The organism is Companilactobacillus kedongensis (assembly GCF_003946625.1).
Classification (GTDB): Bacteria; Bacillota; Bacilli; order Lactobacillales; family Lactobacillaceae; genus Companilactobacillus; species Companilactobacillus kedongensis.
In genome coordinates, this window is record NZ_RHOR01000012.1 from 54,754 (window position 1) to 76,018 (window position 21,265).

Annotated in this window: 25 protein-coding genes; 4 read left to right on the top strand and 21 right to left on the bottom strand. The window is 35.5% G+C overall.

From position 1 onward, the window contains the following. Positions 1-14: 14 nt before the first annotated feature. Positions 15-938 carry a helix-turn-helix transcriptional regulator gene (locus tag EKM60_RS07895; protein ID WP_125714207.1) on the top strand — a complete coding sequence of 308 codons (924 nt, stop codon included), beginning with the start codon at positions 15-17 and terminating at the stop codon, positions 936-938. A 62-nt stretch (positions 939-1,000) separates the two neighbouring features. Here EKM60_RS07895 and EKM60_RS07900 read toward each other — a convergent pair whose 3' ends face one another. The 11 genes from EKM60_RS07900 to EKM60_RS07950 all read right to left on the bottom strand — a co-directional run bounded on the left by EKM60_RS07900 (position 1,001) and on the right by EKM60_RS07950 (position 9,637). Further along, positions 1,001-1,795, bottom strand: a complete 795-nt coding sequence (locus EKM60_RS07900) for an SDR family NAD(P)-dependent oxidoreductase (protein ID WP_125714209.1) — start codon at positions 1,793-1,795, stop codon at positions 1,001-1,003. Between the two features lie 15 nt (positions 1,796-1,810). Continuing rightward, a complete protein-coding gene (locus EKM60_RS07905; RefSeq protein WP_125714211.1) occupies positions 1,811-2,650 on the bottom strand; it encodes an aldo/keto reductase in 840 nt (279 codons plus the stop codon). Positions 2,651-2,795: 145 nt separating this feature from the next. After that, positions 2,796-3,443: an NAD(P)H-binding protein gene (locus EKM60_RS07910; RefSeq protein ID WP_125714213.1), complete on the bottom strand. Its 648-nt coding sequence runs from the start codon at positions 3,441-3,443 to the stop codon at positions 2,796-2,798. 247 nt (positions 3,444-3,690) lie between these two features. Further along, positions 3,691-4,335, bottom strand: a complete 645-nt coding sequence (locus EKM60_RS07915; RefSeq protein ID WP_225427029.1) for a flavodoxin family protein — start codon at positions 4,333-4,335, stop codon at positions 3,691-3,693. A gap of 19 nt (positions 4,336-4,354) precedes the next feature. Further along, positions 4,355-5,140 carry a glucose-1-dehydrogenase gene (locus tag EKM60_RS07920; protein ID WP_125714215.1) on the bottom strand — a complete coding sequence of 262 codons (786 nt, stop codon included), beginning with the start codon at positions 5,138-5,140 and terminating at the stop codon, positions 4,355-4,357. Positions 5,141-5,163: 23 nt separating this feature from the next. Next, positions 5,164-6,015, bottom strand: a complete 852-nt coding sequence (locus EKM60_RS07925) for a GRP family sugar transporter (protein WP_125714216.1) — start codon at positions 6,013-6,015, stop codon at positions 5,164-5,166. Between the two features lie 177 nt (positions 6,016-6,192). Further along, positions 6,193-6,750 (bottom strand): LbetaH domain-containing protein, encoded by a 558-nt coding sequence (locus EKM60_RS07930; RefSeq protein ID WP_125714218.1) that lies wholly within the window; start codon positions 6,748-6,750, stop codon positions 6,193-6,195. A 23-nt stretch (positions 6,751-6,773) separates the two neighbouring features. Beyond that, positions 6,774-7,133, bottom strand: a complete 360-nt coding sequence (locus EKM60_RS07935; protein ID WP_164508363.1) for a cyclophilin-like fold protein — start codon at positions 7,131-7,133, stop codon at positions 6,774-6,776. A 111-nt stretch (positions 7,134-7,244) separates the two neighbouring features. After that, the gene (locus EKM60_RS07940) at positions 7,245-7,892 is read right to left on the bottom strand and encodes an NAD(P)H-binding protein (RefSeq protein WP_125714222.1); all 648 of its coding nucleotides are present in this window, start codon (positions 7,890-7,892) and stop codon (positions 7,245-7,247) included. Between the two features lie 14 nt (positions 7,893-7,906). Beyond that, positions 7,907-8,758 carry an aldo/keto reductase gene (locus tag EKM60_RS07945; protein WP_125714224.1) on the bottom strand — a complete coding sequence of 284 codons (852 nt, stop codon included), beginning with the start codon at positions 8,756-8,758 and terminating at the stop codon, positions 7,907-7,909. Positions 8,759-8,779: 21 nt separating this feature from the next. After that, on the bottom strand, positions 8,780-9,637 hold the full coding sequence (locus EKM60_RS07950) for an aldo/keto reductase (RefSeq protein ID WP_125714226.1): 858 nt from the start codon (positions 9,635-9,637) through the stop codon (positions 8,780-8,782). A gap of 134 nt (positions 9,638-9,771) precedes the next feature. Between EKM60_RS07950 and EKM60_RS07955 the strand changes: the two genes are divergently transcribed. Continuing rightward, complete coding sequence (locus EKM60_RS07955) at positions 9,772-10,635, top strand: LysR family transcriptional regulator (RefSeq protein WP_125714228.1); 864 nt, start codon at positions 9,772-9,774, stop codon at positions 10,633-10,635. Positions 10,636-10,692: 57 nt separating this feature from the next. Here EKM60_RS07955 and EKM60_RS07960 read toward each other — a convergent pair whose 3' ends face one another. The 6 genes from EKM60_RS07960 to EKM60_RS07985 all read right to left on the bottom strand — a co-directional run bounded on the left by EKM60_RS07960 (position 10,693) and on the right by EKM60_RS07985 (position 16,519). After that, positions 10,693-11,451: a carboxymuconolactone decarboxylase family protein gene (locus EKM60_RS07960; RefSeq protein ID WP_125714230.1), complete on the bottom strand. Its 759-nt coding sequence runs from the start codon at positions 11,449-11,451 to the stop codon at positions 10,693-10,695. A 29-nt stretch (positions 11,452-11,480) separates the two neighbouring features. Next, complete coding sequence (locus EKM60_RS07965; protein WP_125714232.1) at positions 11,481-12,527, bottom strand: NAD(P)-dependent alcohol dehydrogenase; 1,047 nt, start codon at positions 12,525-12,527, stop codon at positions 11,481-11,483. Continuing rightward, positions 12,528-12,932, bottom strand: coding sequence for a MerR family transcriptional regulator (locus tag EKM60_RS07970; protein ID WP_125714234.1), 405 nt, complete (start codon positions 12,930-12,932; stop codon positions 12,528-12,530). A 13-nt stretch (positions 12,933-12,945) separates the two neighbouring features. Continuing rightward, positions 12,946-13,629: an SDR family NAD(P)-dependent oxidoreductase gene (locus EKM60_RS07975; RefSeq protein WP_125714236.1), complete on the bottom strand. Its 684-nt coding sequence runs from the start codon at positions 13,627-13,629 to the stop codon at positions 12,946-12,948. Between the two features lie 301 nt (positions 13,630-13,930). Then, positions 13,931-14,929: a tRNA dihydrouridine synthase gene (locus EKM60_RS07980; protein ID WP_125714238.1), complete on the bottom strand. Its 999-nt coding sequence runs from the start codon at positions 14,927-14,929 to the stop codon at positions 13,931-13,933. 267 nt (positions 14,930-15,196) lie between these two features. Continuing rightward, complete coding sequence (locus EKM60_RS07985; RefSeq protein WP_125714240.1) at positions 15,197-16,519, bottom strand: MFS transporter; 1,323 nt, start codon at positions 16,517-16,519, stop codon at positions 15,197-15,199. 146 nt (positions 16,520-16,665) lie between these two features. On the opposite strand from EKM60_RS07985, the gene EKM60_RS07990 reads away from it, so the two are divergent. Then, positions 16,666-17,253 (top strand): TetR/AcrR family transcriptional regulator, encoded by a 588-nt coding sequence (locus EKM60_RS07990; RefSeq protein ID WP_164508364.1) that lies wholly within the window; start codon positions 16,666-16,668, stop codon positions 17,251-17,253. 136 nt (positions 17,254-17,389) lie between these two features. Continuing rightward, a complete protein-coding gene (locus EKM60_RS07995) occupies positions 17,390-17,989 on the top strand; it encodes an NAD(P)H-binding protein (RefSeq protein ID WP_125714244.1) in 600 nt (199 codons plus the stop codon). A gap of 149 nt (positions 17,990-18,138) precedes the next feature. Here the strand turns inward: EKM60_RS07995 and EKM60_RS08000 are convergent, their stop codons facing one another. The 4 genes from EKM60_RS08000 to EKM60_RS08015 all read right to left on the bottom strand — a co-directional run. Then, positions 18,139-19,485 carry a C40 family peptidase gene (locus EKM60_RS08000; protein WP_125714246.1) on the bottom strand — a complete coding sequence of 449 codons (1,347 nt, stop codon included), beginning with the start codon at positions 19,483-19,485 and terminating at the stop codon, positions 18,139-18,141. A gap of 112 nt (positions 19,486-19,597) precedes the next feature. Beyond that, complete coding sequence (locus EKM60_RS08005; protein ID WP_125714248.1) at positions 19,598-20,035, bottom strand: MarR family winged helix-turn-helix transcriptional regulator; 438 nt, start codon at positions 20,033-20,035, stop codon at positions 19,598-19,600. A 2-nt stretch (positions 20,036-20,037) separates the two neighbouring features. Continuing rightward, a complete protein-coding gene (locus tag EKM60_RS08010; RefSeq protein WP_125714250.1) occupies positions 20,038-20,991 on the bottom strand; it encodes a quinone oxidoreductase family protein in 954 nt (317 codons plus the stop codon). A 156-nt stretch (positions 20,992-21,147) separates the two neighbouring features. Then, positions 21,148-21,265: IS3 family transposase (locus EKM60_RS08015; RefSeq protein WP_164508365.1), on the bottom strand; the 118-nt coding region annotated here is incomplete at its 5' end.

Genomic DNA, 21,265 nt, shown 5'->3' on the forward strand with positions numbered 1-21,265 from the left:
GGAGATAACTTACTATGAATAAAGCTGAACGACTAAACCAGGAATTAATTTTTCTAAGTGATAAAAATTTCTTTCAAATCAATGATTTAACAACAGAATTTCAAATTTCAAAACGGACAGCATTGCGTGACATCAGTGAATTAGAAAATATGGGGCTGTCATTTTATACCGAAAATGGTCGAAATGGCGGCTATCATTTGATTAAGAAAGACTTACTAGTACCGATTATCTTTAATTTAGAGGAAATTAGTGCCATATTCTTCGCCATCAAAGCATTGACGCTATTATCGGCTACCCCGTTTCAAAAATCATATAAACATATCTATGATAAATTGCTTGCCACTTTGCCCAAGCCACAACAAGATTACGTAACCAAATTACAAGATAGTATAAATTATTATCGTGTACCTTCCATCACGACCCCAAATTTTTTAAACACTATTTTACAATCTATCATTAACGAAAAAATAATCGATATAACACAAGAATCCAATAATTCAAAGATACAGGCTTTCAATTTACTTTATCGCAACGGAATTTGGTTCTGTGATGCCCTGGATGTTAACACTAAAAGATGGGCCACTTATCGTTGCGATCGTTTTGAGACTTGTTCAATAAGTAATAGCTGGGAAAAGTCCTATACACATTTAGAGTTAAAAAAATTCAAACAAGATTATGAAAACAATTATCACAATATACAATTTCAATGTGAATTGACGCCTTTAGGTAGAGAACTATTTCAAAAGAACAATTATCCTAATATGCATTTCAAAAAAGAGCATGGCAAGTTATTGATCTATGGCGGATACAACCAGGAGGAATTCAATTATATGATTGAATACTTAATTACACTTGGAAGTAATGTTAAAATCAACTATCCTAATGAATTAAAACTAGCCTATCTTAAGGAATTAAAAAATATTATTGATATGTACTGATACTGGTACTTTTCTAACTGAAAAAGCAGGCAACCGGAATCCCGTTGCCTGCTTTTTTTTGTTTAAAAAATAGTTGGAACTAATCCACCATCAACTCGTAAAGCTTCTCCTGAAAACGATGATGAATCAGGACTAGCTACGAATGCTGTGAATCGACCAATCTCTTCTGGACGGATCAAACGTTGAATTTGTGAACGAGAGCGGTGATTCTTCATAAAGTCTTTCTCCCACACTTCCTTAGGCAAATCGCTATTCTGATACATATCATCAAGCATCTTCTGCACACCTTCAGTCAAAGTTGAACCTGGCATGATAGTATTGACCGTTACGTGACTAGCAACTGTCACTTTGGATAAACTCTTGGCCAAAGATAGATTCATCGACTTGGTCATACTATATTGAGGCATTTCACCGGATGGCATTATGGCCTCCTCACTTGCAATAAAGATGATACGACCGAAATCTTGCGCAAGCATTTTTGGTAAATAGAATTTAGCTAATGTATTACCTGCTAAAACGTTGACGTGAAAGAATCTCTCCCAAGTTTCATCATCAATATCGTAATAATTCATGGGTTTAAAAATACCCATATTATTGACTAAAATATCAATCTCTGGAACTTGAGTAAATAGCTTTTGACGGTCAACTTCATTTGCCAAATCTGCCGCAACCCCTGATGGTGTTGTTTTAGGAAAATCACGCTTAATTTCTGATACAACCGTATCGACTTCTGATTGCTTTCTTCCATTAATAATGACATTAGTTCCCTCACGAGCCATCTCAATCGCAATTGCCTTACCGATACCCTTGGTTGAGCCGGTAACTAAAGCTATTTTATCCTTTAAATGAAGATCCATAAAAATACCTCCTAATTAGAAATCAAATTCATCCGGATTGGGGCCAACACGCAAATTTTCATTTATGGCATTAATTTGATCCATCTCTGCTTGGTCTAATTTAAAATCAAAAACATCAGCATTACTCTGCATCCGTTCTGTATGGACCGACTTAACAACTAGTAAAACATTTCTTTGGATATCCCAGCGCAAAATCACTTGTGCAACTGATTTACCACGTTCTTCTGCAATATTCTGTAATGTTGCATTCTTTAAAATTTTACCTTGCATTAGTGGTGACCAGGCTTGAATTTTTATATCGTGTTTGGCTACATAATCACGAAGTTCCGTTTGAATCAACTTGGGATGTGACTCAACTTGATCCAATACTGGTGTGACCGTGGCAAATTTAGCTAATTCCTCTAAATGATGAATTTGAAAATTGCTAACACCAATCGCTTTGATTTTACCCTCTTTGTATAACTGTTCCAATGCTAAATATGAATCTTTGTAAGAATTATCTCCAGGCCAGTGAATCAAATATAGATCAAGATAATCCAGACCTAATTTTTGAAGGCTGTCATTAGCGGAACTGATCGTCTCATCATAAGTTAGATGATCATTCCAAATTTTAGAAGTGATAAATAAATCTTCCCGTTGTAAATTATTTTCTGTTAGACCACGACGAATACCTTCACCAGTACCTTTTTCGTTGTCATATACTTGGGCTGTATCTATCAAACGGTAACCTTGTTTGATACCTTTAGCCACAACATCAGCAGTTTCCTCATCGGGAATTTGGAATACACCTAAACCTAGTCCAGGAATTGCTGTTCCATTATTTAATTCAATGCGATCATTTAATGAATTAATCATATTAATCTCCTTGTTATTTAATTCGTGTTATTAATATAAATCGAATTAAACCACTTGGATAGTATGTACTTTTTTGTGATATAGGCACTTTTAAGTACTTATGAAAAAAAGATTCTCCCAATCTATTTAGGAAAATCCTTTTAATTTAATATACAGGTCTGTCTTCACCTTGTGTAGCAGCATCGGCAATACCAACAGAATCGTTTTTCAAGTACTCTGGATCAGCGATGATCTTAACGATCACATCAGCCATACTTTGGCGAGATCCTGAAACACCTACATATTGTTCATCCTTATGTGTGACAGTATATTTAACTTCGTCACGATCATTCAACCATGGAAAACGTAGTGTTGTGTATGACAATCCTGATTCTGATAGCAATTTATCAGCATTGATGGCAGCATCCAAACCACCTTTAACCATACTGTAATTCCAACGACCATATTCACCAGGAACTTCGTTATATAAACCTAATAAACTAGATTCAATAACACGATCTACGTTGTTTTCCTTCATGGATTTAATGACATTCTTAGTCATAATGTTGTTACTATCGTGGTCAACGAATGAAACATAAACAATATCTTGACCCTTCATAGCCTTATTAACAGCTTCATAATCCGTTACGTCACCATCAATCAATGTAACGTTATTGTTTGAACTTAATTCATCTAAACGACTACTATTACGTAAGAACAATGTCAATTCAACATCTGGTTGTTCCTTCAAAATACGATCTTCTGCAATTCTTGCGATTTGTCCATTTGCTCCTAATACTAATACTTTTTTCATTTTTATCTCTCCAATTATTTTTCTGACTTATTTAATTCATGAGTTCATTATATGTTCCAACTTAGCACTTGAAAATTACCAGATAAGCATGCCACCATACGATTAACGTATAGCATTATAATAAGATGTCTTTCTGATCGACAACTATTTACTTGAAGAATTAATTGCTTTTAATAAGCACGGAACTTTGGTGGATACCGATGAAGAGCCCATGATGACCCAATCAATAGTTACTAGTGGTTTTTCTCTAATGTTTAATCCAATCATTGACCTGTTTATCAGCACGATCAACTTTGTTACCATCTACTACCAAAGTTGGGGTAAATGTATTATTAGTTGCACCCTGTTGCTTCAGTATTTCTTTAACTACTTGAACACTATCACCCTGTCCATATCCTCCTTCAGTCATAAAAGGGGATATTTTTTTATCAGATAATTGACTTCCATAAGTATTCAAAAATGAATCCATTGGATGTGATAATGTCATCGCCCATATTTGATATCCCAGATATATTGTTCGATACTGCCCAAGGTCTGGTAATTGCATATTCAATTCAGGATAATCCTGATTTTCTCGTTCAAAATTAGCTCTTGCTAATGTCTTTGGATAATTACTTGGATAAGGATCTTTCACAGTGATTTCCAAAATATCAGCGTTTGTTTCTTTTTCAATTTTGCTAGCCAATAATTCAGTACTGCCTGATCTGGAAAAGTAAATAATGATACTGTTGGCAGAGTCTGTTAACTTGCGAGTAGGTTGATTTTCTTTGTTAGTATCCATCCCATCAGATGGTGTTCCCGCTCCATTAGCCCACTCAATACCAGACTTTCCTAATTGATAAGCTGTAATTTTTTGTCCATCAATTGTTGTATTTTGAAATTTATTGTTCAATTTCCTATCCTCCAATTAATTATCCTTGACCATTCATAAATGCTGGATATAATGTCATACCACCATCAATGAACAAAGTAATTCCCGTAACATAACTTGATTCATCTGATGCAAGCCATGCAGCGCCTGCTGCGACTTCCTCAGGTTTACCAATTCTATCCATAGGAACCATTGAAACTGTTTGATCATATTGTTCTTTATCAGAGAACTTCTTAGCGTTGATTGGTGTATTAATAGCTCCTGGTCCAATAGCATTTACACGAATACCATCCTTAGCATATTCCATAGCAATTGTCTTAGTGAACATTTTTACGCCACCCTTAGCAGCTGCGTAGCTAGAGAATGTAGGCCAGGGAATTTGCTCATGAACTGAAGACATATTGATGATATTTCCTTTTTTACCGTGATCTTTGAAGTAATTCAAAGCTGTCTTTGATCCTAGAAAAACACCGGTTTGATCAATTGAGATCACACGATTCCAGTAATCCAATGATAATTCGTGAGTTGGTGACTTTGTTTCCATTCCAGCATTGTTGACCCAAACGTCCAAGTCACCAAAGTTATCGATTGCAGCTTTTAGTAATTCCTGATTACCTTCTTCAGTTGCCACATTTGCTTGAACAATAACTGACTTGCCGCCATTTTGTTCGACTTTGTCAGCAGCCTCTTGGGCACCTTTGGCATCACTATTGTAATTAATAACAACTGACATATGTTCTTTTCCAAAACGTTCTGAAATTGCAGTTCCAATTCCTTTTGAACCACCTGTAATTACTGCTACTCTGTTATTTAAATCTTCATACATAATAAATTCCTCCGATAATTGTTTTAAAAAATTGTTGTAATGATTGCTCCACCGACGATTAAAATCAAGCCGATGATAGTCAAAGTTAATTCGTGGCGACTCTTCTTCTCATGTAGAAAAATCATTCCGCCGATCGTTGATAGAACTACTGATAATTGTGAAACCACAAAGGCTGAATTAACGCCATTGTCTCGTACCGATAAGATATAAGTGATTGCAGCAATAGAAAAAATAAATCCAGCTACCAAACTTTGCCAGCTTGCTTTCTCTCTCAAAACTTGAGGTTGGTGAGTAAAGGTAATATATAGCAAAACTGCAACAACCATACCGACAGATTCAGGTAAGAAGATTGCTAATCCAGATGAAGTCATTGCTCTAGGAATCGAGTTATAAACTAAGAATCCGATTGTTGTCAAAACTAACATGATCAGTGTTTCTGTCTGTGTACTGTGTTGATCTCCCTTATCTTTTCTTGCAGTGAGGAAGACGCCAATGATCAGTAACAAAATACCGATAACTCCGAAGATTTTGGCGTTAACTGATGCCCATTCTCCAAAAATCAAAACACCGATAAAAGCTGTACCGATCAGTTGCAAACCAGTCGATATTGGCATAGTTTGAGAAACTCCTATCGAACGATAAGCATTATATTGACCTAACTGTCCGATTATCCAGAAGCCACCTGCCAACGCCGCCAAAAGAAAACTTATAATTGAAATAGTTGGTCTCATAACTAAGAAAACTACGATACTGACAGTCAATGTTCCGACTGCTGTTCCTAAAATTTGATTAATTGGTTTACCATTTATTCTCGCTACCGTCAAAGGTAGAATACCCCAGGCAATAGCCGGTAATAACATTAATACAATATTCATCTCTTACACTTCCATATCTTTGTATATATCTCTCTCAAGCGATGAACATAGTATAGAGCCGTTTTAGACATAAAAAAATTACTAGATAAACATGCTACTATACGTAAAACGTATGGCACTGGAAGTAAAAAACTAGGCAACCGAATTTTATCCTGTTGCCTAGTTATGAAGACCGAACTATTTATTATATTTAATCACTTTAGCTGGCACACCAACTGCAACAGCATTATCTGGAATATCTTTGGTGACTACTGCACCTGTCCCAATTATCGCATTCTCACCAATAGTTACACCTGGGGCTACATTTACGCGTGCTCCCAACCATGCATTCTTCTTAATGTGAATCTCTTTTGTACTAATCGTTCTGATATTATTAGGTTCATGATTATCTGTAAATAAACCAACACCGGGTCCCATCATCACACCATCATCAATAGTGATCGTACCAACTGACATCACTGTAAGGTTATGATTTGCATACACATTTTTTCCTAGAAATAATCTATTACCACAATCTATATACATTGGTGGAGTAAAAAATGTTCCATCCTTCATTTGGTTATTCAACAATTTATTTTCAAGATTCAATATAGTTTTACGATCACTAGGCCTCGTAGAATTAATATCGAAACAAATGTCGTTACATCGATCAATCTCACCGTGAACTTCCTCTTGATACTGTTTATCACTAATATCAAATGATTCACCTGACCTCAGTTTTTCAAATACGTTCATAATTATTTTTTGTCCTTTAAAATTTATAGTAAAAAAATATTAACTTCTATTGATTTCGGACCAGTGGATAACATTTGAATCAATGATTCATCATCTACATATCCAATTTTAACCACCTCAAATGGCGAAATATTCAAGTCAGCAAAATTCAACGAAAATGCATTACTACCTGCAAAATAATAAATATATCCTGCTTGAACATGACTAGTTCCTTTTGATGCCGTTTTAATTTTTTTTGGTAAGGAATTATAGTACTCATTTGACCCGCTTCTATTCAAAATTAAACTCAGAGGAAATTGCTTTTGAATTTCAGATGAAACAGATGATTCTTCCAATTCAGCTAAATATCTTTTTCCTTGAATTTCAATACCTATTTTATTCACAATATTCCCCTTTGATTGTTCAAAAAAAGTCTAGTTAGTTCTACTGCAAATAAATCACAGTCACGTAACTAGACAATTTTGATTATTCTATTTCAAATATAGCTATTTTGCCTAATATACAGGTCTAGTTTCACCTTGTGTGGCAGCATCCGCAATACCAACAGAATCGTTCTTTAAGTACTCTGGATCAGCGATGATCTTAACAATCACATCAGCCATGCTTTGACGAGATCCCGAAACACCAACATATTCTTCATCCTTATGTGTGACAGTATATTTAACTTCGTCACGATCATTCAACCATGGAAAACGTAGTGTTGTGTATGACAATCCTGATTCTGCGAGTAGTTTGTCAGCATTGATGGCAGCATCCAAACCACCTTTAACCATACTGTAATTCCAACGACCATATTCACCAGGAACTTCGTTATATAAACCTAATAAACTAGATTCAATAACACGATCTACGTTGTTTTCCTTCATAGCTTTGATAACATTCTTAGTCATAACGTTGTTGCCATCGTGGTCAACGAATGAGATATAAACTATATCTTGGTCCTTCATAGCTTCATTAACAGCATCAAAGTCATTAATATCTCCATCAACCAAAGTAACATTTTTATTCGATGCCAATTTGGATAATCTGCTGCTATTACGTAAGAACAATGTCAATTCAACATCTGGTTGTTCCTTCAAAATACGATCTTCTGCAATCCTTGCGATTTGGCCATTTGCGCCTAATACTAATACTTTTTTCATTTTTATCTCTCCAATTATTTTTCTGATTTAAAATCTAATTCCATCTTTGTATACTTCTCTTCGGCTTCTGCTGAAGGAGCATAGTAACGAATATTCTTCTTAATATCCGCAATTTGTTTCATTTCATCTTCGGTCAATTCAAAATCGAAAATATTATGATTGTCTTTGATATGATCAGGATTAGTTGATCCAGGAATCACGATGAATCCCATTTGTGTATGCCAGCGTAGAATAATTTGGGCGCTGGACTTATTATATTTCTTACCTAATTCTGCAAAAATTGGTTCATGAATCAAGCTCTTATCGCCATGACCTAACGGATACCAAGCCATCAATCTAGTTCCAAATGGCTTCAAAGTTTGTCTCACTTCATCTTCTGTGAAGTATGGATGTGCTTCAGCCTGAATAACTTGCGGCTTTATTTCGGCATTATCTAAAAGCGTTTGAAGTTTTTCACCTTGAAAGTTAGAAATACCAATGGCTTTTACTTTTCCTTCTTTATAAGCCTTTTCCAATTGACGATATCCGGTAATGAAGTCACCAGCAGGTTGGTGTAAGAACATCAAATCTACATAGTCTGTACCAAGACGCTTCAAAGTATCATCAACGGCATTATCATCAGTATAAACTGTTGGCCATAATTTAGTGCTCAAGAACACATCTGCACGATCAACTCCAGAACGTTTGATGCCTCTACCAACACCAGTTTCATTCATATAAGCATTAGCTGTATCGATCAAACAATATCCACTATTCAAAGCATCAACGACTGCTTGTTCTGCGGCATCGACTGGCATCTGAAAAGTACCAATACCCATTTCTGGAATTTCTACATCATTACTTAATTTAAAAGTTGCTTCTGCCATAATCATTTACCCTCGTTAATATTATTTTAGTTTAGCCAAACTTGTTCCGAAAATCTGTTCAATTGTCACAGGATCACGGTGATCGAAGAATTGACTCTCACCCTTATCAAGGCCATTCATAACCTTCATCTCATCATCAGTTAACTCAAAATCAAAGACATTGATATTCTCTTCCATACGATTCTTGTGTACTGACTTAGGAATTACGGTAATTCCTCGTTGGAGTAGCCATCTTAGAATAACTTGACCATTAGATTTGTTGTATTTATCCGCAATTTCTTTAATGGCTTCATTTGTAAAGATGTCATGCTTACCTTCGGCGAATGGTGCCCAAGCCTCAACACGGATATCTTCTCCCTGATTGAAGTCTACTTCAGAATTCTGTTGATACCAAGGGTTAACTTCAATTTGATTAAGTACTGGCTTGATTTCGTTTGATAATTCTAAGTTCTTCAATTGATCAGCATAGAAGTTAGAAACACCAATGGCACGAATCTTACCAGCCTTATAAGCCTCTTCTAAAGCACGCCATGCACCTGAAATATCCCCGTATGGCTGATGTAATAGATACATATCTAGATAATCAACTCCAAGATTATTTAATGATGTTTCAATAGCCTTTTGTGCTCTCTCATAATTAGCATCTGAAACCCAGAGCTTAGACGTAATGAAGAGTTCCTTACGATCAACTCCACTGCGCTTGATAGCACGAACAACGGCTGCTTCATTTTGATAAGCTGCAGCTGTATCAATCAAACGATAGCCAGATGCAATTGCATCAACGACTACTTGTTCACATTGTTCCAGGTCTGTTACTTGAAATACTCCGAATCCTAATTGTGGCATTTCAACTCCATTATTTAATTTAACTGTTTCCATATTATTTGCCTCTTTATTTAATTACTGTTTGTTTAATTCATGAGTTCATTATATGTTCATATTGAACACTTGAAAATTACCAGATAAACATGCTACCATACGCTTGACGTATAGCATTATAATGAGGTGATTTTATGATAGATAACTACTTACTTGAGGAACTAGTTACTTTTAATAAATATGGAACACTGGCAGCCACTGCTGAAAAATTAATGGTGACTCAGCCGACTGTTACTAGAGGTATGCAGAAACTTGAAGATGAATTAGATGTTAAAATATTTGATCGTCAACCTAACCATGTGGCTCTGACCAAAACTGGTATTCTGGCGGCTAAAGAAGCACAAAAGGTTCTTGATCAAAATCAAAGTTTCATTGACACCGTTCAAAAATATGAAGCAAGTCATACTACAATAAAGGTTGGATCAATAGCACCGGGACCTATTATGCTGTTGAAATCTTTGAGTGATATTGCTGATAACGTTGTAATAAACGATTCTCTATTACAAACAGATTCAGTTATATCTAGCATAGAGAATCGTAGTTTTGCCATGATTATTACCAATCAAGAGATCATGACAGATTCAATTGAATCTCGATTCATTGGTAGTGAAAAATTATCGGTCAACTTAGACAAGTTTACCTATCTTGCTAACAAAACCTCGGTTACATTTGAAGAATTAAAAGGAATGAGTTTTGTCGTTGTTAATGATATCGGCGTTTGGAAACAAATTGTTCAAGACAATATTCCCGATGCCAAATTCATGTATCAAGAACAATTCGATGCCTTCACTGAAATAACCCAGTATTCTAATTTTCCATATTTCAGTACAAATATTTCAGGTAAAGATAGCCATCATCTTCCAAATAACGATGATGATCGAGTTAGGATTCCTATCAGTGACGATACCAGCACGGTGGACTTCTATGTCACTTATTTGAAAAATCAAAAATCTAAAGTTAATCCGTTGATCAAGCTCATGTCACAAGCTTGGAATTAAAATAAGATGCTGTTTTCAAAATAGAAAACAACATCTTATTTTTTTATTTATACAAATTTATTTTTCAGTTTCAGGAATAACTTCATTCAATAGACTCAAAGCTGTTAACGTTCTTGGGTATCCAATAAATGGAAGTAAAACAGTAATAACATCGATCAACGATTGCTTGTCATTACCAACATTATGGTTAGCAGCAATGTGTCCTTTAACTTGTGGATCAGCTCCACCCATTGAGACTAACATTGAAAATGTTAATAGTTCTCTAGTTTTATCATCTAAGCCATTACGTGTATAGAAATCACCAAAACAATTATCGGCTAAGAATGTTGCAAAGTGTTTCTGATTTTTGGGTGCATTGTCCAACATATCATCAACTGTACTACCTACAATACGACGAATCGTCTTCAATCCTTCATCCATCCTTGAATCAGGTGTTGTGGTACTTTGAGGTTCAAGTGGAACTGAAATACCTTTTTCCTCAAAAATATCATTGGTACCATTTAAGAAATCAAAAACTTTTCCAAGACCTACATAGGGAACCGCCTGATAAACGATCTCTTTGATTTCGATTGGTGTTACACCAACATTTAAAGCTGCCGTCAACATTGCCTTGTATTCATTGAGGCACTGCATTGCAATCAATGAAGCTAGCGTAACTTTCATGCGTAATTTTGTTTCAATTTGACTATGTTGTAAAACTTCATCAAATGCAAAATTATCAAAAATATCAATAAACTCTGGATCAGTCTTCTTTAATGTAGAAACATGATTGGGAAACATCTCATCATGATTTTGTTGTGCAGTTTTGTTTGGCATGGTAATAACTTCCTCTTAACGGATAAATTTTATTTCAAAGTAGACATATCAATGACATAACGATAGTGAACTTTACTATCAAGAATATTTTGATAAGCTTCTGGAACATCATCGATCCCAATCATTTCGATTTGAGGTTTAATGTCATTTTCAGCAGCAAAATTCAACATCTCTTGAGTCATTGCAATTCCACCAACATTTGATGCAGTCAAATTAGCTTGATTACCAAAGATTGAGAAAAGATTAAGATGAATCTCATCACTAGGAATTCCAACGTAACAAAATACTCCGTTGAACTTCAATAATGGCATATAATTATTCAGATCCAAGTTAACGGCAACGGTATTCAAAATAAAGTCGAATTGGCCGGCTAATGGCTTGAAGTCCTCTGGATCTTTAAGGATTTCATAACTAGTTGCACCAAACTTAGCAGCCTCATCACGTTTGCTTTCTGAGTGACCAAATACTGTTACATCAGCACCCATTTTTGCAGCGAATTGCACGGCAATATGACCTAATCCACCCAATCCAATAACAGCAACTTTACTATCTTTACCAACATTGTATTGTTTCAATGGATTGTAAGTTGTAATACCTGCACATAATAATGGTGCAGCATCAGCTAATGATAATTCATCAGGGATGTGTAATACAAAGTGATCTTTAACTACGATTGCTTGTGAATATCCGCCTTGAGTAATTGTTCCGTCATAATCTTCTGAATCGAAGACAACAACAGTACCCTTTTCACAAAATTGTTCTTGTCCAGCCTTACATGCAGCACATTTACCACATGAGTTAACAAAACAACCAACACCGACACGATCACCGGGCTTAAAGTCTTTAACTTCACTACCGACTGCAGAAACAATTCCTGAGATCTCATGACCAGGTACCATTGGGAAATGAGCACCTTGCCATTGAACCATACTGACATCACTATGACAGATTCCGCAATACTTAATATCAATCGCAATATCATCGGGACGAAGATTGCGACGCTTGATTATAGTTTGATTAAAGGAAGCAAAATCTCCTTTAGTTGTTGCTTCTAATGCTTTAACTTCTTTTGACATTTAATTTTCCTCTTTATTCTTATATTCTATTTCACGTAATTCATTTTCAGTATTCAGCACATGATCATAAAAATGATTAAGTTTGTAATTCAAATGATCAATCGCCGACTGCAAATCATCACGCTTTTCTTCCATGATGCTTAATTGCTCTTGTAAAAGTTCTTTTTGTTCTTTATTGTTGTCTTCTTCAGCATCAAATAATTCGATAAAATGACGCAGATTCTCAATACTCATACCGGCTGCCCTCATTTGTGTCACAAAACGAATGCGGCGTAAAATACGTTCGTCAATATCACGATTACCAATTTCTGTTCGTTCAATTGGTGGAATCAACGACTCTTTCTCATAATATCGAATGGCAGCTGAAGATACGTTAGCCCGCTTACTAGCTTCTTTTATATTCATTGTGATTACCTACTTATTGTTCATCAGCCGGAAAATCAGTAGAAGCAGCCAATTTTGTTTCATTCTTGTATTCTGCAACGCGTGTTTCAAGTCGCTCAATGGTGTTCTTCAAAGCCTCAGAACCCAATACCATATGTAGTGGTGCAGGAGTTTCATCAGCACTTTCGATAATTCGTGCTGCCATTCTCTCAGGATCGCCAGGTGCCAATCCATTAGCTGGATCAAGCATCTTCATGAAAGCATGCGTTGGACCATCATATGCGGGAATTAACTCGGCGACTTGACCACCATATGAAGAAATCTGAATAATACGTCCATGTTCTTGTTTACGCATAAAAGGTAAAATCGAACGAATCATTTGAATTGAACCTGTTAAGTCAGTAGCAATAATTTTGTTTACTTGTTCGTCACTTAATTCTTCTGCGGCTCCAAACAAACCATAACCAGCATTATTCACCAATACGTCGATTTCATGTTTGCTTGCAACTTTATTTACTAATTCATGAATTGCTGGAACGTCTGTAACATCCAATTTTTCACTAATGAAAGTATCTGGATATTGTTCAATCAAATCTTGAACCTTAGCAAAATTACGAACTGTACCAATAACTGTTTCACCCTTTGCTAGTAATTGAGTCGTTAATGAACGACCAAATCCACTACTAACACCTGTAATTAACCATGTTTTATTTGTCATTTTATTTACTCCTATATGAATTTCTATCTTTATTGAATTTCAATTTCAATTTATGCCCTTGCAGTTACTACAAGGCAAGACCTTTCTTACAACTTTTTGAAATTTACTCATGTATCACTTACGAAATTCACTGATACATCCCTCAACTCATGAAGCTATTATATGGCTTAAAAATCTCCAAAAAAATTACTACTTAGGCAAGCTAGTATACGTCTGAGGTAAGGTGAATTTAACAAGAGAAGCAAAACAAAAAGCAGAATTCCTTAGATTATGAGGAATTCTGCTTTTCTTACTATATATATTATTTCAAATACTTATCTTTTTCAGCCAAAATCTTACGTACATCGTCAGTAGATTTAGTATCCATCATCGCATTTCTCAAATCAGTCGCCCCCAATTCTGGTCGAGCATAAATTTTGAAGAAACGTTTGAGTGATGGGAAACGAGGCATATCGTACTTTTTTGAAAAATCATCAAACAGATTTAATTGCATCTGCAACAGATCCAAAAGCTCATCAAGTGAATGTGCTATTGGATTCTTCTCAAAAGCAAACGGATTGGCAAAAACTCCGCGTCCAATCATGATTCCATCCAATCCAGGATGTTCCTGTGCTAATTTCAAGCCAGCTTGATAATCAGGAATATCTCCATTGATCTGAATCAATGTTTGTGGAGCAATTTCATCCCGCAACTTGATAATGTCGTCGATAACTTCCAAATGGGCTGGAACCTTACTCATTTCCATTTTTGTTCTCAAATGAATGGTTAGCACATCAACGTCCTGTTGCAGCAAAAATGGAATCCAATCTTTGAATTCTTCAACCTTGCTATAACCAAGACGTGTTTTAGCACTGACAGCTAATCCTGAGGTTTTCGCCGCCGCAATCACATCTTGAGCCCATTGATGATTTCTAATCAGGTCACTACCACCATGATTCTTAATAACCGTTCCATCTGGACATCCCATATTGATATCTATTGCTTCAAATCCCTGTTCTTTCAATGAAGAAGCCGCAGATTCAAAGTCTGGTGCTTCATTGCCCCAAAGCTGTACGACCGGACGTGTCTTTTCTCTTGAATCAATATATAGTCGACCATGAATAGGAAATTTAGTATTCGGATCGGTAATTGCTTTCGCATAGACAAACTCACTGAAGAATGTATCTGGAGCACATGCTTGTGTGATTACCTGACGAAAAACTGTATTACTAACTGCTTCCATCGGAGCCATACTAAAGAATGGACGATGTTCTGACTTGGCTTGATCTGATATTTTTGACCAAAATGCTGATTCTGTCAAACTAATTTACCTCTTTAATTGTTAAAAGTTTCATATCAATAATATATTACTAGTTTATTTGTTCAGAATCTAATATTTAATCTAGGCGATAAAAAATAGTCATACACAAATGCATGACTATTTTCGTATACTTACCATCAAACTATCAATCTCAACAATTACCATACCTAAGAAAATTGTCCACACCGCATCGGTAAACGCTGCTAGCCTATCCTTATTCATATGAACCCTTCAATTCATTATTTATTAATCCCTATTATAATAATACTACTTATCAAATTTTACGACTCCAATAGCAAACAACATCGCAATGACCGACATAACAGTGATCCAAAGCATCGACATATTATAGGAAGCAGCTGGAGCAGTATATTGAGCGGTCAATGCAACAACAGCTGATAGTCCAATAGACCCACCAATCTGATGAACCGCATTAACAACTCCTGATGCCGAACCACTTAATTCAGGGGTTGTATGTGCAACGCCAGCAACTGTCAATGTGCCAAGTGCCATGCCTTGTCCAATACCGATAATTACCATTGGTAAAGCAATTGCCAACCAATAACCAGTTTGAATCTTAATAATGGCAGCTAATAATGAACCAATAAACATCAGGACAATACCACTAGAAAGAATAGTCGAGTTCTTCATTTTTACATTTCTTGTAACAATACCTGCGGCTATAAACTGTGGAACCGTTTCTGGCAGGAATCCAAATGCTGCTTGCACTGGCGAATATCCGTACACTCTTTGCATTGCCAAAGGTGTTAAGAAAAAGTATGCCATTCCAACTCCAATGAAAAAGAATCTAGTTAGATAGGCAAAACTTCTTTCAGGATCTTTGAACAATACTAATGGCATGATTGGTGCATCCGTTCTATGTTCTTGAAATACAAACAATACTAATGAAACTATTGAAACAATTAAAGCTAGTAATCTATATGAACTACCATCAATACTGTATACCAAAGCTGATACACCCAATATTGAAAGAATTGTTCCTAAAAAGTCTAACTTCTCATTATAAGTTCTTGAATTTTTCAAATATTTAAGTGACAAAAGAAGCATCACTAGACCAATCGGAACATTAATAAAGAAACCTACTCTCCATGATGAATAAGTAGTGATCAATCCACCAATTACCAATCCAAAACTGGCACCTAATCCACCTGTTGCACCATAATATGCGATAGCCTTAGTTCGCATGTTTTCTTGATAATTATCCATTAATAAAGCTAATGTATTGGGAGCAAGAATCGATGATCCTATCCCCTGAATTGCACGCATAGCAATAATCATAGTGTCATTGGCAGAAATTCCTACAAATAATGAACTGATGCTAAAGATGATCAATCCAATCTGAAAGAACTTTTTTCTTCCAATAATATCTCCTGCTTTACCAGAAAATAGTAAAAATCCTCCAAACGTTAATGCATATGCATTGGTGATCCAAGCTAATGATTGTGTATTTAATGATAAATCTTGCGCAATCTTAGCCGTACTAGTGAAAATTATCGAATTATCCAAAACTATCATGAAATAACTCAATAGCACGATTGGAAGTACAATTCCAAATTTTTGTTTTTGCATAATTAATTCTCCATTTCTTCTAAATGACCGGTGGTCATATTTAATCAATGTTTGCTACTATAATTCCATATTTCGTTTTTGTCAATGACCGATGGTCATTGACTAGCTCAAATAAATGATTTATAGTACATCCAGTGGTGATGAAAATGACGAAAAGAGAACTTGATACTGCAAAAACACGAGAAATACTAATCGAATCTGCAGAAAATTTATTGCAACAAAAAGGATACGAAAAAATGTCCGTATCTGATATAACTAAGGCTAGTGGAGTTGCTAAAGGCACCTTCTATAATTACTTCAATAAAAAAGAAGAAATCATCTTTGAATTAAATAAACGACACATGAATGGACTATCCAATAAAATAAAGTCATTGTCTGTTGATGATCCTTCTATAAGTATTCGCCGCTACCTAGTCGACTTTTTACAAATAATTGTGAACTCGAAGGTAAATTTGGCACGACAATGGGTCAGATTTGTCGCGGCCTCCTCTAATACGGAGAAATGGCAATATGACAATGAGTTATTACAAAAGCTAATCAAGGGATTAATCAAAAGCGAACGACTGAAACCGAATACCCCGGTAAATGAATTATCCATTCTATTAACAACAGAAGTTTACGGAATAATTTTTAGCTGGTGTATTACACCTGAAACTATTGATCCAGTTAAAACAATCAATTCCTTTTGCGACTTGCAACTAAATTCGTTAATAGAACCATATGTGAATAAATAGAACTTTACCACTTAGATTAAAATTTTATTTCAAGAAAAAATGACTTCTAGTCATTATTTTTCAAAAAGGTATTGCCTTGGAGCAGACTTCAAGGTTTATGATGGCAACATACATTTAAAGAAAAGAGAATATAAATATGACAAACGTATTAATTATTGGAGCCACAGGTTCTGTAGGACAAACAACACGTAACTATTTTCTAGATAACACAAACGACGATCTTACTTTGATGGCGCGCCATCCACAACATTTGAATGTTCATGATGATCGTGAAAGAGTAATTCAAGGTGATGTCACAGATCAAAGCATTCTTAGTGAGGCACTTAAAGGACAAGATGTTGTCTTTGCCGCATTGAGTGGAAATCTTGGCAAAATGGCTGATAGTTTAGTAAAAGCAATGGATAAATCAGATGTTAAACGTCTACTATTCATCACTTCAATGGGAATTTATAACGAAATCCCCGCATCGCTTGGTGGTGGAAATCTATCATCCAATCCTATGCTAAGTAGCTATCGTAAAGCCGCAGATATCATTGAAGCATCAGATTTAAACTATACCGTAATTCGTCCGGGATGGTTTGATAATAACAACGATACAGATTATGAAGTAACACATAAAGGTGAACCATTTGGCGGACATGATGTATCTATTAAGAGTATTGCTGATTTAGTAGTTAGACTTGCACATGATGAAAAATTAGGTTCTCGTGACAGTTTAGGAATTAATAGAAAGTAAACAAGAAGATTTAGACCGTCCCATATTAAAGTTTATAAAAATAAAAGAGAGTTGTTTCTCACTTGAAATTGAAGTGAGAAACAACTCTCTTTTTTGAAATTTATACAACACTAAAAAATATATTATAGATCATCTATGAAAAGATTCCCTTATTTGATAACCCTGACACCAAATGAAGGTTCAAAATCAGATGAAATGGTATCTATTTTAACGTTGGTTCCTGGTCTCAAAGCATTTAGATATTGATTATTACCTAAATACAATCCAACATGATAAGTAACTCCAGCTGGACCCCAGAAGACAAGATCACCAGGTTGTAAATCACTCAGTGAAACCTTAGTGCCAGATGTTTCTTGTGGTACTGTCCATGAACCGATATTTTGGCCAGTTGCTTGACGGAAAACATATTGCATCAAGCCTGAACAATCAAAACTATCTGGACCTTTTGCATTCCAAACATATGGCTTTCCTAATTCTTGCTTAGCTGCAGCAATTACATCACTGATAGCTTGATCCTTAGTTTTACCATTTAAGACGATTGGAGAACGATAAGTCGTAATTTGGGTTGCCGCAGAAGATGGAATCCAACCACCATTACTTATTTCATACCAAGTAACGTTGCCATTTTGCAATGTCGAGTCAACTTGTAAAGTATCACCAGCAGAAGCACTAGACTTTTTGCCGGAATTGTAGTCATTATTATTATAAATTGTCGTGTCACTATTGACCTTTACGGCAGCAAAATTAGGGTCCCAAATTTCAGCTGCAGCTTGATCAAAGGTTTCGTTAGTAATTTGTAAATATGTACCTTCGATCCACTGGTTGTTACCTATTTGATACCAGGCATCGCCATTTGCATCGATTACTTTAGAATCAAAACGCCATTCTGAACCATTATATAATTTTTGGCCCGTAGCTACTTTATTAGTACCATAACCTTGCCACAAATCAATTCCACTATCTGGAGCGTAGTTAATTTTAGCCACCCCAGTATTTGTAATTGCAGTAGATGTTGAGGCATCATCACTGTTGATCCAGCCATCGGCACTAACTTGATACCAAGTTTTACTGCCAACAACATCCGTATGATCGTATTTCCATGCACTACGAGCAGAGAGCTTTCTATCAGTAGATTTATAATCGCCATTATTATAGTTATATACTAAGGCACCATTAGAACCTGCTCTGACAATTCCATTTTCTGATTGTCCATGTTGTAGTTGGACATCCCCTGCCATAACAAATTCATGTGTAGATACTCGATAAAAGTCACCTTTATCACCAATTTGGATTTTCTTATCAGTTAACCATGGAGTATTAGCGGCCAAAGCACGGTTAGTCACCAATTTTCCATCATCATTATAAAGTGAAGTGATTTTTGTAGTATTAACGATCCCACTAAATTCTGAATCAGCATGTACTAAATTAGTATTGAGTAACATCCCACCAGCAAAACTAGCCCCAACTATGAAAGCTGTAACTATTTTCTTATTCATTTTTATTCCTCTTAATCCATTTAAAATTTCCAATTTATTATACCTTCCAAGGTTATCATCTCACCCTGAATCATTCAATAAGAAATATATTATGGAATACTAACAGAATAAATCAATTATCCAGTTTACTTAATGTATCTGCTAAATGATTCAGATTAGAAAGTAGTGACTTTTTATCTTTTGTTGACCAATCGGACAAGGCGTTATTAATATTATCAATTCTCGTTGCATCCAAAACTTGTTTTAGCTTCTCACCTGACTCGGACAATCGAATGGATCGAATTCGTGCATCCGTTTCATCATTCTTTGTGATAACCAATCCCTTTTTTTCTAATTTATCAATTTGACGACTGGTACTGGAGTGGCTTTTCCCTAATATATTGGCTAAATCACTGACATTAGATGGTTGCATTCTTCCAATTGTTACAAATAATTGAAATGACGTTGCCTCCAAATCAACTCCGGCATTTTTTATAAAGGCTTGATCGCGATCAGTTCGATTAAAAAATGAAACAATCTGTACTAAGGCTTGAATTAGTTCACTTTCCATAACTAATTCACCTTCACAACCACACGTGGTGTCAGTGGTGCTTTCCAAGCTTCGGTTATTTCTGAGATATTAAATTTATTTATATCCATTGTGACATTTTTTTTAGCAACCCACTCAAACACTTCTCCGATGGCAGAAAGCAATTGTTCCATACTTACACTCCGAACGCCGCTACCTAACAATTCAATTTTGGATGAGCGTAAAATTGCGGACGGCAATGCTATATCTGCTTGACCAGAAGCGGCTCCAATACTGACAAATTTTGTTCCATTATTTTTACTAAACTTAGCAATTGCTGTCATAATTGCTAGAGCACTATCTCCCCATAGATAATCAAGTACAACATCAATCCCGTCCTGACATTCTTTTGTCAAATCATTTGTAAATTGATTGATACCATCGGCAGATGTCACATCAAATGCGATGGCTGAATCAGCATTTAGTTTATTAAGTTTTTCTAAATTACGTCCTGTGACAATTACCTTTTTTGCGCCTAAATGATAAGCAATTTTCACAGCCAAACTACCTGCAGTTCCAGTTGCTCCATTGATCAAAACAGTTTGTCCAACCTTAAAATTTGCTCGACTTACTAAAGCAGCCCATGATGACATTCCCGGATTAGCCATTGCCGCAGCCGTTTCATCATCAATACCATCTGGCAATGGCACAATTAGGTTTTTATTGATCAATGTTTTTTCGGCTAAAGTACCAAATGGTGCATTCGTGGCAACAAAATATACTCTTTTTCCATTCAAAATACCCACACCGTCAGTCCCAACGACATTAGGATATATTGTATCTGAAGAATAATGTTTACCCATAGCTCTCATCTTGGTTAAATTACTTAATGCTGATGCAGTCACATTAATAACTACATTATCACCACTTGTTACTGGCTCTTTAAAAGTACTATAAGTTGGTTCTGTTCCCTTTTCTTTTATAATTACTGCTTTCATATTATCAATTCCTTTTTGTTAAATTTATATTCTATATATTAGGTGTGTTTTGCACGTAATCAAAATAGCATATTTATGTGCAGTATGCAACTAAATTTGGAGTAAAAAAATAGTCGCTAACCTTATTGAACTGCACCCCAATAATTGGAGTTCATTTTAAGCAACTAGTTGGTCGGAAAGATCCCGGTATTCTACCGGTGTCTTTCCGGCCAATTTTGTTCTTATACGCTTGTTGTTGTAATAATACACATATTCGTCAACACCTTTTTTTAGG

Bases quoted from the DNA above. Each gene is read 5' to 3' on its own strand.
- EKM60_RS07895 (WP_125714207.1), top strand. From the start codon at position 15: ATGAATAAAGCTGAACGACTAAACCAGGAATTAATTTTTCTAAGTGAT.
- EKM60_RS07900 (WP_125714209.1), bottom strand. From the start codon at position 1,795: ATGGATCTTCATTTAAAGGATAAAATAGCTTTAGTTACCGGCTCAACC.
- EKM60_RS07905 (WP_125714211.1), bottom strand. From the start codon at position 2,650: ATGATTAATTCATTAAATGATCGCATTGAATTAAATAATGGAACAGCA.
- EKM60_RS07910 (WP_125714213.1), bottom strand. From the start codon at position 3,443: ATGAAAAAAGTATTAGTATTAGGAGCAAATGGACAAATCGCAAGAATT.
- EKM60_RS07920 (WP_125714215.1), bottom strand. From the start codon at position 5,140: ATGTATGAAGATTTAAATAACAGAGTAGCAGTAATTACAGGTGGTTCA.
- EKM60_RS07925 (WP_125714216.1), bottom strand. From the start codon at position 6,015: ATGAATATTGTATTAATGTTATTACCGGCTATTGCCTGGGGTATTCTA.
- EKM60_RS07930 (WP_125714218.1), bottom strand. From the start codon at position 6,750: ATGAACGTATTTGAAAAACTGAGGTCAGGTGAATCATTTGATATTAGT.
- EKM60_RS07940 (WP_125714222.1), bottom strand. From the start codon at position 7,892: ATGAAAAAAGTATTAGTATTAGGCGCAAATGGCCAAATCGCAAGGATT.
- EKM60_RS07945 (WP_125714224.1), bottom strand. From the start codon at position 8,758: ATGGCAGAAGCAACTTTTAAATTAAGTAATGATGTAGAAATTCCAGAA.
- EKM60_RS07950 (WP_125714226.1), bottom strand. From the start codon at position 9,637: ATGGAAACAGTTAAATTAAATAATGGAGTTGAAATGCCACAATTAGGA.
- EKM60_RS07955 (WP_125714228.1), top strand. From the start codon at position 9,772: ATGATAGATAACTACTTACTTGAGGAACTAGTTACTTTTAATAAATAT.
- EKM60_RS07960 (WP_125714230.1), bottom strand. From the start codon at position 11,451: ATGCCAAACAAAACTGCACAACAAAATCATGATGAGATGTTTCCCAAT.
- EKM60_RS07965 (WP_125714232.1), bottom strand. From the start codon at position 12,527: ATGTCAAAAGAAGTTAAAGCATTAGAAGCAACAACTAAAGGAGATTTT.
- EKM60_RS07970 (WP_125714234.1), bottom strand. From the start codon at position 12,932: ATGAATATAAAAGAAGCTAGTAAGCGGGCTAACGTATCTTCAGCTGCC.
- EKM60_RS07975 (WP_125714236.1), bottom strand. From the start codon at position 13,629: ATGACAAATAAAACATGGTTAATTACAGGTGTTAGTAGTGGATTTGGT.
- EKM60_RS07985 (WP_125714240.1), bottom strand. From the start codon at position 16,519: ATGCAAAAACAAAAATTTGGAATTGTACTTCCAATCGTGCTATTGAGT.
- EKM60_RS07990 (WP_164508364.1), top strand. From the start codon at position 16,666: ATGACGAAAAGAGAACTTGATACTGCAAAAACACGAGAAATACTAATC.
- EKM60_RS07995 (WP_125714244.1), top strand. From the start codon at position 17,390: ATGACAAACGTATTAATTATTGGAGCCACAGGTTCTGTAGGACAAACA.
- EKM60_RS08000 (WP_125714246.1), bottom strand. From the start codon at position 19,485: ATGAATAAGAAAATAGTTACAGCTTTCATAGTTGGGGCTAGTTTTGCT.
- EKM60_RS08005 (WP_125714248.1), bottom strand. From the start codon at position 20,035: ATGGAAAGTGAACTAATTCAAGCCTTAGTACAGATTGTTTCATTTTTT.
- EKM60_RS08010 (WP_125714250.1), bottom strand. From the start codon at position 20,991: ATGAAAGCAGTAATTATAAAAGAAAAGGGAACAGAACCAACTTATAGT.